This is a genomic window from Meiothermus ruber DSM 1279 (assembly GCF_000024425.1).
GTDB classification, from domain to species: domain Bacteria; phylum Deinococcota; class Deinococci; order Deinococcales; family Thermaceae; genus Meiothermus; species Meiothermus ruber.
The window spans coordinates 2,086,612-2,101,300 of the sequence record NC_013946.1 but is presented as its reverse complement, the minus strand read 5'-3'; the positions used below and the strand labels follow the sequence as shown (position 1 = coordinate 2,101,300).

Here is a 14,689-nt window from a genome sequence, read left to right as displayed (position 1 = left end):
GCTTCACCAGACTGTGTACCCGCCGTCCACCACCAGCTCGCTGCCGGTCAGGTAGCTGCTGGCCTCCGAGGCCAAAAACACCGCGCAGGTCGCCACCTCCCAGGGCTCCCCCAGGCGGCCCATGGGGGTCAGGCCCAGCCAGTCCCGGCGCCACTCGGGGGTCTCGAGGCCCCGCCGGGTCATCTCGGTGCCGATGTAGCCCGGCGAGATGGCGTTAACCCGCACCCCAAAGGGGGCCAGCTCGGCGGCCAGCGAGCGGGTGAGGTGGGCCACCGCGGCCTTGGAGGCGTTATAGGCAGCCTGGGGCTGGGGTTTATTCACAATCAACCCCGACATCGAAGCGATATTGATGATGCTGCCGCGGCCCTGGGCCACCATCACCCGGCCAAAGGCCCGGCTGCACCAGAAGACCCCGTGCACGTTGATGTCGAAAACCTGGAGCCACTCGGCGTCGGGGGTTTCCAGCGCCGGGGTGTTGCGGCAGATGCCGGCGTTGTTGACCAGGATGTCCACCCGCCCATAGGCCTGGTGGAGGTTTTGGGCCAGCGCATCGGCCTGGGCCGACTGGGTTACGTCCAGGGGGCGGAACTCCGCCCGCAGCCCCTGGCTTTGTAGGCTTTGCGCTGCCCGCTGGCCCGCCTCGGCATCCAGCTCGGCGATAACCACCTGGGCCCCGGCCTCGGCCAGGGCGGTGCTGATGGCCAGGCCAATGCCCCGGCCCCCGCCGGTGACCACAGCCAAGCGATCCTCGAGTCTGAACTTATCCAGTATCATGGCCGCACCTACGCTTCGGGAACAATCAACACCTTGAGGGCCCGGCCCAGCCCGGGCTGCTCCTTGTAGGCCAGGGCCTGGCCCAGGGCCTCCAGCGGCAGGCGGTGGCTGATAAGGGGTTTTACTTGCACACGACCCGTTTCCAGCCAGTTCAGGGCGATGGGCAGCGTGCCGTTGAGGGAAAAACTACCGATCAGGCTCAGATCGCGCTGGAAAAGGTCGTAGGGGCTGATCTGTACCCGGGCCTCCTCGGGGGCCACCCCGAAGATGAGCAGCTTGCCGCCCACGGCCGCATAGCTGGGCATGGCCTCGACCACCTGCGGATGGCCGGTGGCCTCGGCCACAATATCGAAGCCGTAGGGGGCCAGCTCGCGCAGGGTGCGCTCGAGCTGCGGCCCGCTCTGCACCGTATGGGCAGCCCCGAGCTGCCGGGCCAGCGCCAGCCGCTCGGCCACCGGATCCACCACCGTAACCGTGCTGACCCCTGAGATCAGCAAGGCCTGCATCAGCAGCAGGCCGATGGGCCCGGCACCAAACAGCAGGGCGCTGCTCCCGGGCTGTGGTTGCAGGCGCAGCAGGCCCCAGGCCACGCACCCCAGCGGTTCAGCAAAAGCGGCTTCCTCTGCGCTCAGGTTTTTGACTGGATAGGCATTTTCGGCCGGCGCCACCACGTACTGGGCAAACCCGCCGGCCCGGGTCACCCCCAGGGCCTGGAAGTGCAGGCAGTGTTGGCGCTGGCCCCGGCGGCAGGCCCAGCAGCGGTTGCAGGCGATCACCGGATCCAGGGCTACCAGTTGCCCTTCTTGCAGATGGGTTACCCCAGGGCCCAGTTGCTCGATCACCCCGGCAATTTCATGGCCGGGCACCAGTGGAAGGTTGGCGTGGAAGTGGCCTTCAAAAAGGTGAAGATCGGTGCCGCAGACCCCGGTCGCGCCCACCCGCACCAGCACCTGGCCGGGGCCGGGGGAGGGGGGGGCAAGGTCTTGAACCTCGAGGTTCCGGGGACGGGTAATCACAGCAGCTTTCATGACGATTTCTCCTAGATAGCGTTACTTGATGGCGCCAAAGGTCAGACCCCGCACCAGCTGCCGCTGGGCCAGCCAGCCCATCACCATCACCGGCAGGATGGCAATCATCGAGGCCGCCGACATCTTGGCCCAGAACAGGCCCTCGGCGGTTTTGAAGGAGGCCACATACACCGAGAGCGGGGAGGCCTGGGCCGAGGTGAGGTTGAGGCTCCAGAAGGTCTCGTTCCAGGCCAGGATGATGCTCAGCAAAGCCGCCGAAGCGATGGCCGGAACCGAAAGCGGCAGGAGCACCCGCAAGAGCTCCTGGGGTATGCTGGCCCCGTCAACCCGTGCGGCCTCCATGATCTCGTGGGGCACCTCGCGGAAGAAGGCGTACAGGGTCCAGATGACCACCGGCAGGTTCATCACCGTGTAAATCAGGGCCAGGGCCCAGACGTTGTCCAGCCAGCGCAGGTCGCGGAAGATCAGGTAGACCGGGATGATCACCCCCACCGGCGGCATCATCTTGGTGCTGATCATCCACAGCAGCAGGCCCTGGGTTCGCCGGGTGGGGTAGAAGGCCATGGAGTAGGCCGCCGGAATGGCCAGGAGCAGGGCCAGGGCTGTGGAGCCCAGGGCCGAGATGATCGAGTTAAGAAAGTGCAGGCCGTAGTCGCTGCGGGTCAGGGCTTCCTGGATGCTCTCGAGGGTGGGCTGAAAAATCAGCTTGGGGGGGATGGCGATGGCCTCGCCCTCGCTCTTGAAACCGGTGAGGAAGAGCCAGAAGATGGGGAAGAACATAATACCGGCGGCCAGGTAGGCCAGCGCGGTCAGCTCCCAGCGGATGCGTCGGCCCTGGCTCATGTCCGCCCTCCTTGCAGGTTGCGCCCAATCATGCGCAAAACGAAGATGGCTACGATGTTGGCTAGAATCACCGCAAACACCGCCCCCGCGGCGGCCACCCCGATGCGGTACTCGCCGAAGGCCTTGAGGTAGATCAGGTACGGCAGGGTGGTGGTGGCCAGGCCCGGCCCGCCCGAGGTCGAGGCGTAGATTTCGGCGAAGATGGTCAGCAGGAAGATGGTTTCCAGCATCACCACCACGCTCAGGGTCTGGGCCAGGTGCGGCACGATGATGTAGCGGAACTCCTGCCAGGCGTTGGCACCGTCAATTTTGGCGGCCTCGAGCTGTTCTTTGGACAGCGACTGTAGCCCGGTGAGAATCAGGAGCATGGCAAAGGGAATCCACTGCCAGGAGACCATTATCACGATGGACGGCATGGGGTGGGCGGCCAGCCAGTCGATGGGCCGCTGCCCCAGGCTCTCGGCGATCCAGGCAAAAAGCCCGTACACCGGGTGCATCAGCATGTTTTTCCAGATCAGGGCCGAGACCACCGGCATCACAAAGAAGGGCGAGATGACCAGGGTGCGCGCTAAAGCCCGACCGGGAAAGTCCTGATAAAAAAGCACCGCCAGCAGCAGTCCGACGGCCACCGTAATCAGCAGCACCGAGCCCACCAGCACCAGGGTGTTGAGGATGGCCGTCCAGAAGATGGGGTCGGTCAGCAAGGAGGCGAAGTTCTCGAAACCAACAAAGCCCTGGCGTTCGGGGTTGAGCAGATTGAAGCGACGGAAGGAGTGGTATAGGGTGAGGACAAACGGAATCTGCGTCCAGACGATGAGCAAAAGAACAGCCGGGCCGAGCAGCCAGAGGGAATTGGGCCGCAGAGCCTGCGGGCGTGGTCTGGTGAGGACGCGATGGTATGTCATGGTTACCTTTGAGGGGCGGGCTCGGAAGGCCCGCCCCGTCTGGCTTTACTTGATGTAGCCAGCCTCTTTCATCAGCTTCTCGACGGCGGCCTGGGCCTGGGCCAGCCCGTTGTCCAGGCTGGTTCGGCCCGCCACGATCCCGGCGATAAACTGCCCGACCTGGGTGCCGATGGCCTGGAACTCGGGGATGCCCACAAACTGCACACCGGTGTAGGGCACGGGTTTGAGGGTGGGCTTGGTGGGGTCGGCAGTGTTGATGGAGTCCAGTACCACTTTGGCGAAGGGCGCGGCCCGCTGGTAGTTGGGGTTGTTATAGGTGGAGTAGCGGGTACCGGGGGGCGCGCTGACCCAGCCCTGGGTGCGGCCTACCAGCTCGATGTACTCCTTGGAGGTGGCCCAGGCGATGAAGGTCTTGGCGGCCTCCACTTTCTTACTGGACTTGGGAATGGCCAGCGCCCAGCTCCACAGCCAGTGGGCGCCGTTGGGGGTGACGGCCACCGGGGCTTTGGCAAAGCCGATCTTGTCGGCCACCTTGGAGGTTTTGGGGTTGGCCAGGTAGCCGGCCGCCACGGTGGCATCAATCCACATGGCGCACTTGCCCTCCGACATCAGGGTCAGGTTCTCGGTGAAGCCGTTGCCGGTGACGCCGGGAGGGCCGTACTTGGTGACCAGCTCCACATACTGCCCGATGGCCCGTTTCCACTCGGGGCTGGTGAGCTGGGGTCTCCAGTTTTCGTCGAACCAGCGCCCCCCGTAGGTGTTGACCAGGGTGGTGATAAAGGCCATGTTTTCGCCCCAGCCCGGCAGGCCACGCAGGCAGATGCCATAAACGCCACCGCTGGGGTTGTGGAGTTGGCGGGCCCAGTTGATGGCCTGGGTCCAGGTGGGCTGGGCCGGTACCGTGAAGCCTTTGGCCGCGAAGAGGTCTTTGCGGTAGTACAGCATCGAGCTTTCGGCGTAGAAGGGCAGGGCGTAGAGCTTACCCTGGTACGAAAGCCCGGCCCGCACCGGTTTGAGCACGTCCTCGAGGTCGTACGAGGCCGGCAGGCCGCTTATCTCCACCAGCCAGCCGTTTTTGCCCCATAAGGGGGCCTCGTAGGTGCCGATGGTCAGCACGTCATAGGAACCGGCGTTGGTGGCGATGTCGGTGGTCACCTTCTGGCGCAGCTCGTTCTCGGGAAGCACCACCCAGTTGACCTTGATCCCCGGATTGGCCTTCTCGAACTCCGGGGTGAGCTTCTGCATGGTGATCATGTCGGGGTTGTTGACGGTGGCGATGGTGATGGTGGTCTGGGCCAGGGCCGTGGAGAGCAGGAGGCCCGTACAGGCCAGCAAAACTTGCCAAAAGCGCATATTTACCTCCCTTGGGTCTAGGTTGCTTTGGGCCGATACCGATGTTGGACTCGAGCTAGCTTTTCACCTCCTTGGATTGAACAAAGCCGAAGTATTCAGCCAGCGAGCGGTAGGAAGGGTAGAGCTCGAGGTAGGCCCCGGAGTTGGGGGTAAAGCCCTGGGCCGCAGGCGCTGGGGGCAGCGGAAGCCCGGCGGCCATGGCGGCGTACAGGGCCGCCCCACGGGCCGAGGCATGGGGCGTGGCGCTGGCCTCCACCTCGCAGCCCAGCACGTTGGCCAGGATCTGTACGATGGCGGGGGTTTTGGACAGCCCGCCGGTAACCACCACCCGGGGTAGGGGGCCCACCGCCTGTTCCAGGGTTTCCTTGACCCAGCGGGTGCCCAGGGCCGTGGCCTCGATCAGGGCCTGGTAGATCTGCGGAGGGTCGGTAGCCAGGCTCAGCCCGCTCAAGACGCCCTTCAAGCTTGCGTTCATCAAGGGGGTGCGGCAGCCGTTCCACCAGTCCAGGGCCAGCAGGCCCGATGGCCGGGGGGTGCGCTGGCTGAGCTCGAGGTTGAGCCGCTCAAAAACCGCCTGCTCGGGCTCCTGAGCGGCCCAGGCCAGGGTGCGCACCCACCAGGCCAGCATGTCCCCCGAAGCGGGCTGGCCGCACTCATAGCCGTACAGACCGGGCAGAATGCCATCCGCTACGATGCCGGCAATGCCAGGAACCGGGCAGGCCGACGGGCTCAGGGCCAGGTGGCAGCTCGAGGTTCCCAGAATCGCCACCAGAACCCCGCTTTCTTGAACGCCCACCCCCAGCACGGCGGCGTGGGCGTCAATGCTGGCGGTGGCCACCGGAATTCCCGCTGGCAGCCCGGTGCGCTGGGCCCAGGCCTGGCTCAGGCCGCCTGCCTTCTGGCCTACCGGCTGAGGCCAGGCCAGCTTATCCAGCCAGCCCTCCAGACCGGGCCGCAAAGCTCGGAGCTGCGCAGCCTCCGGGTAGCCCTCCGGCTGCCAGTGGGCTTTGTAACCCGCCTGGCAGCTCGAGCGCACCTCCTCGCCGCTGAGTTGCCAGACCAGCCAGTCCCCCACCTCGATCCAGCGGGCTGTGGCCTCCCAGATCTCGGGTGCTTCCTCCAGCACCTGCCAGGCTTTAGCCAGCGACCACTCGGCGCTGGTTTTGCCGCCGTACATCTGCAAGAACCCTGGGTGGGCCTGGTTGATGGCCTGGGCGTACGGCTCGGCGGCGTGGTGTTTCCAGAGTTTTAGGTAGGCGTGCGGCTGGTAGCGGAAGGCTTCTTTGAGGGCCAGGGGAACGCCCGAGGCATCGGTAGGGAGCGGGCTCGAGGCGGTGGCGTCTAGGCCGATGCCCACAACCGTTCCGCCCGACTGGTGGGCCTCGAGCCGCATCTTTTGCAGCAGAACCCGGCTCACCTGCAGGTAGTCCGCGGGGTGGTGCAAAGCCCACAGCGGGGGCAGGGGCGCTCCGGAGGGGAGGCGGTGGGTCAGCACACCATGGGGGTAGGGCTCCACCGCGACGGCCAGTTCCTGGCCGCGCTCGAGGTCGAGCAGCAAGGCCCGCGCCGACTCGGTGCCAAAATCTAAGCCAATCGCCAGGGGTTTCATAGCAGAATAACCGTTCTGGAGCTTATGGTCACGTGACCATTCATCGCACAAAGCTATAAAAGTGAGCTGCCGCTTTTCTCTCTCTACCTGCTTATGGTCTCGTGACCATTAGACTAAATGCCGGGTGCTTTTTTGTCAATACCTGGTTTGTTACAATGGTCACGTGGCCAATATCCTGGATGTCGCTAAACGGGCGGGCGTGGCCCCTACCACGGCCAAGCGCGCAATCCACGAACCCCACCGCCTGGCCCCCGAGACCCTGGCCCGGGTGCGCAAGGCCATCGAGGAGCTGGGCTACGAACCGGATCAGCTAGCGGGTAGCCTGCGGCGGGGCCGCACCCAGACCCTGGGGCTGATGGTGGGCAACATCATCGAGCCTTTTTTTGCCGCGCTCATCCGCAGCATTGCCCGTCAGGTGCGGGCCAGGGGCTACGCCCTGATGGTGGCCGACAGCGAGTACGACTCGGCCATCGAACTCCAGCACCTCAAGATGTTTCGTGGTCAACGGGTGAGCGGCCTGATCATTCGCTCGGCCTTCGGTTCCCCCAACCTCGACTACCTGGTACAGATGCACAAACGGGGAACCTACATCCTGGAAATCGACCACTTTTATCCCAACAGCCCCTTTAGCTATGTGATGCTGGACGGGCGGCAGTGCGTGTTTACCGGGGTGAAGTACCTCTACGACCTGGGCCACCGCCGCATCGCCACGCTGGGCGACTACCACCCCGTGATCACCCCCGACGAGCGCTCGAGGGTCTTTCCGGAGGCCATGCAGGCGGTGGGGCTGGCCCCAATACCCGAGTACCAGCGGGTGATTGAGCGCAGCGAGGAGGCGGCCTACCACCTCACCCTGGAACTCATGCGGCTGCCCGAACCACCCACCGCGCTGTTCTCGCTGACCGGAAGCGAGGCCGCCGGGGCTTTTCGGGCCCTGAAGGAGCTGGGGCTGCGCATACCCCAGGATGTCTCCCTGCTCACCTTCGATAACTACTCCTGGACGGCCCTGGTCACCCCGCCCCTGGATGTGATCGAGCAGCCGGTGGAGGCCATGGGGCAGGTGGCGGTGGAAATCGTGCTCGAGGCCATCGAGAATCAAGACCTGGATAAGGTGGTGCGCAAGCGCTTTCCTGGACGGCTGATCCGGCGGGGTAGCTGCGCCCCGCCTCCGGCCCAGGGCGTAAAATCCAGGGTGTGAGACCGATTGCCCTCGACGCCATGGGGGGCGACCATGCCCCCAAAGTTACGGTAGAAGGCGCCCTGCTGGCCCACAGACAGGGAATCCCGGTGGTGCTGGTAGGCCCCACGGCTGTTTTGCAGCAGGAACTCCGAAAGCAGGGGGGGGATCTGCCCATTGTGGAGGCCCCCGAGTACATCACCATGCACGACCAGGCCACCGACGTGCGCAAAAAGCGCCGGGCTTCCATCAACGTCTGCATGGAGCTGGTCAAGCAGGGCGAGGCCTCGGCGGTGGTGGCCATGGGGCACACCGGGGCCACGCTGGCCTCGGCCCTGTTCAACCTGGGGCGCATCCGGGGAGTGGATCGGCCCACCCTGCTGATCGAGCTGCCCAGCGAAAAAGGGCGCACCTTTCTGACCGACGGCGGGGCCAACGTGGACTGCAAGCCCGAGTGGCTGGTGCAGTTTGCGGTGATGGCCACGGCCTATGCCCAGGCCCAGGGGATAGCGGAGCCCAGTGTGGGGCTGCTCTCCATCGGGGAGGAGGAGCACAAGGGCAACGAACTCACCCTGCAAACCTTTCCCCTGCTCAAGGCCGCGCCGGGCCTGCGCTTCTACGGCAACGTGGAGGGGCGCGACATCTTCAAAGGCACCACCGATATCGTGGTGAGCGATGGCTACACCGGCAACGTGGTGCTCAAGCTCTCCGAAGGTGAGGCCCGCACCATCTTTAAGTGGATTCGCGAGGCTTTGAGCGGGGGTTCGCTCTTGACCCGGTTGGGGGCCTTGCTGGTGCGCCCGGCCCTGCAAAGCCTGCGGGCCAAAATGGACCCCGCCGAGTACGGGGCTATGCCCCTGCTGGGAGTGGAGGGCCCGGTGTTTATCGGGCATGGCTCCGCCGATGGGCGGGCGGTGCTGAGCGCGATTCGCAAAGCCAGGGGTGTGGTGGAGGCCGGCCTGGTGGAGCGGGTGCGGGCCGGCATGGCCCGCTTGGCTGGATAGGAGGGGGAAGCGTGGAGATATCGAGTCTCTGGCTGCGTGTTTTGATCAGTGTTGGCTTGCTAATTCTGGGTTTCTGGGTAGGGCGGGCCGGGGCCGGCCTGGTGGGCTGGCTGGCCCGACTGACCCCCGACACCCGCGACGACCGCTACCTGCGCTACATCGGCTGGCTGTGGTGGGGCTTCACCGCCGCCATGATAGCGGCCCTGGGGGCCCAGGTCTGGCAGGTGCGCCTCGAGCCCTTCTACGCCTGGGGCCAGGTGCTCTTCGGCTGGCTGGGGGAGCGCGGGCTGGCCGTGCTGCTGATCCTGGGCGCGACCTCGCTGGCTTTGCGCCTGGTGCCCCGGCTGTTGCAACGGGTTCCGGTGGGGTCGGGGGAGTTTAGCCGGGAGCAGGTGCGGCTACAAACCCTCAAGAGCGTGCTCGAGTCGGTCTTGAAGGTGCTGATTATCGCCCTAGGGGTGCTGTTTGCCCTGTCCAACCTAGGCCTGAACGTCACGGCGTTGCTGGCTGGGGCCGGGGTGGTGGGGCTGGGCATCTCGCTGGCCGCCCAGAACCTGATCCGCGATGTGATCAACGGCTTTTTTATCCTGCTGGAAGACCAGTACGGGGTGGGCGACGTGATTACCGTGGGCCAGCTTTCGGGGGGGGTGGAGCGCTTCAATCTGCGCATCACCGTGCTGCGCGACCTGGAGGGCCGGGTGCACTTCATCCCCAACTCCACCATCCAGCAGGTTACGGTGATGAGCCGCGACTGGGCCCGCGCGGTGGTGGACGTCTCGGTGGCCTACGAGACGCCAGTAGACAGGGCCCTCGAGGTGGTGCGCTCAGAAGCCGAGGCTTTCTATCACGACCCCGAGTGGCGCGACAAATTCACCGACCAGCCGCCCGAAACCCTGGGCATCCAGCAGCTGGCCGACTCGGGCATCCTGATCCGGGTTCTGTTCAACACCAAGCCCAAGGAGCAGTGGGCCATCGGGCGCGAGTTTCGCCGCCGCATCAAGCTGCGGCTCGACGCCGAAGGGATCGCCATTCCCTACCCCACGCGGCGCATCGTCAATTCATAAGCCCTACCGACCCTCGAGGCGGCCAGGGTTCGACTTTGAACCGGGCCTGCCCTTGCAGCGGCATAGAATGCAAAGGGATGAAAACCTGCGACTACCTGGTTATCGGCGGTGGCATTGTGGGCCTGACCATTGCCCTGGAGATAAAAAAGCGCGATGCCGCGGCCAGTGTGGTGGTGCTGGAGAAAGAGAAAGAACTGGCCCAGCACGGCTCCGGGCGCAACTCGGGGGTGTTGCACGCCGGTTTTTACTACACTGCCGACTCGCTTAAAGCCCGCTTCACCCGCGAGGGCAACGCCCGCTGGAAGCAGTTTGTGGAGGCGCGGGGCCTCCGGATTAACCGCTGCGGCAAGCTGGTGGTGGCTAAAAACGAGCAGGAGGTGGAGGGGCTAAAGGAACTCAAGCGCCGGGGCGACCTGAACGGGGTGGAGACCTACCTGATTCCCCTCGAGGAGGCCAGAAAAATCGAACCGCGGGTGAAGTCGACCGAGCTGGCCCTGTGGTCGCCCAACACCGCCACCGTGGATCCCAAGGAGTGCATGGCCGCCATCGCCGCCGAGTGTAAAGCCCAGGGCATCGAGATTCACCTGGATACCCCCTACCAGGGCCGGCGGGGCCGGGACATCATCACGCCCCAGGAGGTCTACAGCGCGGGCTTTGTGCTCAACGCCGCGGGCCTGCACGCCGACCGGGTGGCCCACGATTTTGGTGTGGGGCTGCGCTACCGCATCCTGCCCTTCAAGGGGCTGTACGTGTACGGCTCGGAGCCGGTGGGCGCGCTCAAAACCAACATCTACCCGGTGCCCGACCTGCGCAACACCTTTTTGGGCGTCCACTTTACGGTGACGGTGGACGGCCAGGCCAAAATTGGCCCCACCGCCATTCCGGCTTTCTGGCGCGAGAACTACGAAGGCCTGAAGGGCTTCGACGCGCTCGAGGCCCTCTCGATTCTGCGCGACGAGGCCATTCTGTTCTTCCGCAACGACTTCAACTTCCGCAGCCTGGCCCTGGAAGAGATCAAAAAGTACTCCAGAACCTACCTCGTCCAGCAGGCCGCGGCCCTCCTGGAAGGGGTGAAGCCGGAAAACTACCGCACCTGGGGCCGCCCCGGCATCCGCGCCCAGCTCTACGACCACCAGGACAAAAAGCTGGTGATGGACTTCTTGCTCGAGGGCAATGGGGAGGGCCTGCACGTGCTCAACGCCATCTCGCCGGCCTGGACGGCTTCCATGCCCTTTGCCGAGTATGTGGTGGATAGGATAGAAGCCCTGCACAAGGGCCAGGAGATAGCCCAGGCCTGAGCGTTTCGCATTGACAAACCAACCCCACCAACGCGTAGACTCCTGGCAGAAGGAGGCGTTATGAGCCTACACCCCCTGGCCGGCCAACCCGCACCCCATAGCCTTCTGGTGAACCTCCCTCGGTTGGTGAGCAGCTACTATGCCCTAAAGCCCGACCCCCTCAACCCGGCCCAGCAGGTGGCCTTTGGCACCAGCGGCCACCGGGGCACCTCCCTGGCTGGCACCTTCAACGAGGCCCACATCCTGGCCATCGCCCAGGCGGTAGCGGAGTACCGGGCCGAGCACGGCATTACCGGGCCGCTCTTTATGGGCATGGATACCCACGCGCTTTCCGAGGCGGCCTGGATTACCGCGGTGGAGGTGCTGGCGGCCAATGGGGTGGAGGTGAGGGTTGAGGAAGGGCGCGGCTACACCCCAACCCCCCTGGTCTCGCACGCCATCCTCGAGTACAACCGCAATCGCAGCAGCGGTCTGGCCGACGGCATCGTGATCACCCCCAGCCACAACCCCCCCCAGGACGGCGGCTTCAAATACAACCCCCCCAACGGCGGCCCCGCCGATACCGGCGTGACCCGGGTGATCCAGGAACGGGCCAACCAGATCCTGCGCGACGGCCTCACCGAGGTAAGGCGCTGGCCCCTCAGCCGGGCCCTGGAGGCGGTTCGGGCCTTCGATTTCGTCACCCCTTATGTGCGCCAACTGGAAAGCATTGTGGACATGGCCGCCATCAAGGCCGCGGGTGTCCGGATTGGGGTAGACCCGCTGGGCGGCTCCTCGCTACGGGTCTGGCAGCGCATCGCCGAGCACTACAGCCTCAGCCTGACCGTGGTCAACGAACGCATTGACCCCAGCTTTGCCTTCATGACCCTGGATAAAGACGGCAAAATTCGCATGGACTGCTCGTCGCCCTACGCCATGGCCTCCTTGATTGGCCTCAAGGACAGGTTCGACGTGGCCATCGGCAACGACCCCGACGCCGACCGGCACGGCATCGTGACCCCGGACGGCCTGATGAACCCCAACCACTACCTGGCAGTTTGCATCCATTACCTGTATCAAAACCGCCCCGGCTGGCCCGCCGGCATGGGGGTGGGGAAGACCCTGGTCAGCAGCAGCATGATTGACCGGGTGGTGCACAGCCTGGGCCGCCGGCTGGTGGAGGTGCCGGTGGGCTTTAAGTATTTTGTGCAGGGGCTTTTGAGCGGAACCATCGGGTTTGGGGGCGAGGAGAGCGCGGGAGCCTCCTTTGTGCGCATGGACGGCTCGGCCTGGAGCACCGACAAAGACGGCATCATCCTGGGTTTGCTGGCCGCTGAGATTCTGGCCAAGACCGGCCGGTCGCCCAGCCAGCACTACCGCGACCTCGAGGCCCGCTTTGGCGCTTCGGTGTACACCCGCATTGATGCCGAGGCCAACAGCGCCCAGAAAAAGGTGCTGGCCAACCTTTCACCCGAGCTGGTGACCGCTACCGAGCTGGCCGGGGAGCCCATCCAGGCCAAGCTCACCCGCGCCCCCGGCAACAATGAGCCCATCGGCGGGCTCAAGGTGGTGACCGAGAACGCCTGGTTCGCGGCCCGGCCCTCCGGAACCGAGGACGTGTACAAGATTTATGCCGAGAGCTTCCGGGGCGAGGCGCACCTCGAGCGCGTGGTGCAGGAGGCCAGGCACCTGGTTGGCGAGGCTTTTCGCAGGGCCGGGGTTTGATGCGGGCGCGCTACTTTGAGGCCGCCTGCTCGGCCTCGATCTCCCAGAGCAGGTCGCGCAGTATCCAGCCCCTACCGGGGGCCTCGAGCTCCCCGTTGGTGATGCGCTCGAGCAGGTAAGCCCGCACCTGGGCAATGGGCAGACCGGCCTGGATGAGCTCGCCCAGGTTGCGGCTGCCGTCGAGCAGCACGGTCATATCGTTGGGGTTGCGTATGCCCGCCTGGGTGCGCCGGGCCGAAGGGTGGCGGATGCGCAGGGCGAACCAGGCATACTTGCGCAGCTTGGTGAGGTCGCCCTCCCGCAGCCCCCGCCAGGCCCGTTCGGCGGCGATGATCAGCGGAACCCCCCAGGCTCTGGCCGCCGCCCGCACGCTCTTGCCCCCCACAAAAACGGCAAAAGGTTCCACGGGCCGGGGCGTCTCCAGCACCCGACTGGGGGAGTCCAGCACGCTGCGGAAGCGGGCCCACTGATCGTTCATGCGGGCCCACTCCCCCACAAAAACCTTGAACGGCATAAGCGGGGATCCCTGCACCCGACCACCCTCAAACCGGAACTGACCCTGCTCGGGGTGGAGTGGAAAGGTGGCGATGGCCTCAAAGCCTTCCCAGTCCAGGATGCTGCCACCGACCACCTCGCCGAGCATGAAGTGCAATTTCAGGGGAAGCAGATGGGTTTTGAGGTGCAGAACCCCCGTTCCACGGCTGGCGTGGATCATCTGAAGCACGTCGCTTAGCGGGATGGTATCGAAGCTACCTTCCATCGCAACCCTTCTCCCAGGCCGAGCACCAGCGTGAAGCCCTGCCCCACATAATCTTGCATGGCCTGTCGAATGGCCTCGATATGCTGTGTCTCGCTCAGGGCGGCCAGGGTAGGCCCGGCCCCTCCCACAAAGGCGGCCAGGGCCCCCGCGGCATAGACCCGCTCAAGAGCGGCCTCGAGGCCCGGCATCAGATGCGCGCGGTAGTGCTGGTGTAAGCGGTCTTTGGCGGCTTCGCGCAGGGCATCCAGGCGCCCGGCGTGCAGGGCCGCGGGCCACAGCGCGCTGCGGGCCAGATTAAAGATGGCATCGGCGTAGGGAATGGTTTTGGGCAGAGCGGCCCGGGCCAGCGGTGTCGGCACCTCGTAAGGCGGCACACCCAGAACAAAGCGCAGCCCTTTGGGTGAAGGCATGGGCAGGGCCAGCGGGGGGTCGGCCAGCGCGGCCACAAAGCCGCCGTACACCGCCGGGGCCACATTGTCGGGGTGGCCTTCCAGGGTGGCGGTCACCCGAAAGATGCCGTCCGGCCCGAGCCGCCCCCCAGAAAAGGCATCGGCCAGGGCTGCCCCCGCAACGAGGGCCGCCGAGCTGCTGCCCATGCCCCGGGCCAGGGGAATCGGATTGTGAGCCCAGACCGCCAGGGGCGGCGGGTCGAGCTCACCCAGGGACTGCCAGGCGGCCCGGTAGCCTTGGTGGATAAGATTGTCCGGGGTGTTGGGCACCTGCCCCTGGCCGCTGTAGTGCAGCTCGTTGCTGCAGGACGGGGTGGCGTGAACCTCGAGGTACAGATCGAGCGCCACCCCGAGCGCATCAAAGCCCGAACCCAGATTAGCCAGGGTCGCTGGAACTTGAACGTATACGGTATCGCCAGACATAGTGCTCCCGCTAGAAGGCGGTGGTCTTTGCCATCATACCTGCATGCTGGGCTGGGGGTGGGTGCAGCCGCGGGGCAAAAACCATCAAATCAAGCTATACTACAGGCGGGTGACTTACTCCATTCCTTGGGCCCTGTGCGTGTTCTATAGCGGTTTTGCTCCCACCTTAGAGCACCGGTTTTGGGGAGGCGGGGTCATGGCAGCCTGCTAGCATATGCGGTTGTATTTTCTACGAACCCGTGCCTGGCATGTAAGCCGGTTGTGGGTGGGGCATGCGAGAACTGCTGGCCTGTCAAAC

At 65.2% G+C, this 14,689-nt stretch carries 13 protein-coding genes; 5 read left to right on the top strand and 8 right to left on the bottom strand.

What is annotated here, in order from left to right; translation table 11 throughout:
* Nucleotides 1–3: 3 nt before the first annotated feature.
* Genes MRUB_RS10410 through MRUB_RS10385 form a run of 6 tightly spaced genes read right to left on the bottom strand, consistent with a single transcriptional unit; the run spans nt 4 to nt 6,512 of the window.
* The gene (locus MRUB_RS10410) at nt 4–774 is read right to left on the bottom strand and encodes an SDR family NAD(P)-dependent oxidoreductase (RefSeq protein ID WP_013014315.1); all 771 of its coding nucleotides are present in this window, start codon (nt 772–774) and stop codon (nt 4–6) included.
* 8 nt (nt 775–782) lie between these two features.
* Complete coding sequence (locus MRUB_RS10405) at nt 783–1,802, bottom strand: zinc-dependent alcohol dehydrogenase family protein (RefSeq protein ID WP_013014314.1); 1,020 nt, start codon at nt 1,800–1,802, stop codon at nt 783–785.
* A gap of 21 nt (nt 1,803–1,823) precedes the next feature.
* A complete protein-coding gene (locus MRUB_RS10400; RefSeq protein ID WP_013014313.1) occupies nt 1,824–2,645 on the bottom strand; it encodes a carbohydrate ABC transporter permease in 822 nt (273 codons plus the stop codon).
* Nucleotides 2,642–3,550, bottom strand: coding sequence for a carbohydrate ABC transporter permease (locus tag MRUB_RS10395; protein WP_013014312.1), 909 nt, complete (start codon nt 3,548–3,550; stop codon nt 2,642–2,644). Before MRUB_RS10395 ends, MRUB_RS10400 begins: the two co-directional genes overlap by 4 nt.
* A 45-nt stretch (nt 3,551–3,595) precedes the next feature.
* Complete coding sequence (locus MRUB_RS10390; protein WP_013014311.1) at nt 3,596–4,903, bottom strand: ABC transporter substrate-binding protein; 1,308 nt, start codon at nt 4,901–4,903, stop codon at nt 3,596–3,598.
* A 55-nt stretch (nt 4,904–4,958) separates the two neighbouring features.
* Nucleotides 4,959–6,512, bottom strand: a complete 1,554-nt coding sequence (locus MRUB_RS10385) for a ribulokinase (protein ID WP_013014310.1) — start codon at nt 6,510–6,512, stop codon at nt 4,959–4,961.
* A 163-nt stretch (nt 6,513–6,675) separates the two neighbouring features.
* Here MRUB_RS10385 and MRUB_RS10380 point away from each other — a divergent pair, with 163 nt between their 5' ends.
* The 5 genes from MRUB_RS10380 to pgm all read left to right on the top strand — a co-directional run bounded on the left by MRUB_RS10380 (nt 6,676) and on the right by pgm (nt 12,759).
* Entirely contained in the window at nt 6,676–7,710 is a 1,035-nt protein-coding gene (locus tag MRUB_RS10380) for a LacI family DNA-binding transcriptional regulator (protein WP_013014309.1), read from the top strand.
* Nucleotides 7,707–8,693 (top strand): phosphate acyltransferase PlsX, encoded by a 987-nt coding sequence (gene plsX, locus MRUB_RS10375; protein WP_013014308.1) that lies wholly within the window; start codon nt 7,707–7,709, stop codon nt 8,691–8,693. The genes MRUB_RS10380 and plsX overlap by 4 nt, the downstream gene beginning before the upstream one ends.
* A gap of 11 nt (nt 8,694–8,704) precedes the next feature.
* Nucleotides 8,705–9,757 (top strand): mechanosensitive ion channel family protein, encoded by a 1,053-nt coding sequence (locus tag MRUB_RS10370; RefSeq protein WP_013014307.1) that lies wholly within the window; start codon nt 8,705–8,707, stop codon nt 9,755–9,757.
* Nucleotides 9,758–9,834: 77 nt separating this feature from the next.
* Nucleotides 9,835–11,055: an L-2-hydroxyglutarate oxidase gene (gene lhgO / locus MRUB_RS10365; RefSeq protein WP_013014306.1), complete on the top strand. Its 1,221-nt coding sequence runs from the start codon at nt 9,835–9,837 to the stop codon at nt 11,053–11,055.
* A gap of 60 nt (nt 11,056–11,115) precedes the next feature.
* A complete protein-coding gene (pgm, locus tag MRUB_RS10360) occupies nt 11,116–12,759 on the top strand; it encodes a phosphoglucomutase (alpha-D-glucose-1,6-bisphosphate-dependent) (protein ID WP_013014305.1) in 1,644 nt (547 codons plus the stop codon).
* Between the two features lie 10 nt (nt 12,760–12,769).
* Here the strand turns inward: pgm and MRUB_RS10355 are convergent, their stop codons facing one another.
* Both MRUB_RS10355 and thrB read right to left on the bottom strand, forming a co-directional pair.
* Entirely contained in the window at nt 12,770–13,519 is a 750-nt protein-coding gene (locus MRUB_RS10355) for a DUF4388 domain-containing protein (RefSeq protein WP_013014304.1), read from the bottom strand.
* Nucleotides 13,489–14,391, bottom strand: a complete 903-nt coding sequence (thrB, locus tag MRUB_RS10350) for a homoserine kinase (protein WP_013014303.1) — start codon at nt 14,389–14,391, stop codon at nt 13,489–13,491. Before thrB ends, MRUB_RS10355 begins: the two co-directional genes overlap by 31 nt.
* Nucleotides 14,392–14,689 lie beyond the last annotated feature (298 nt).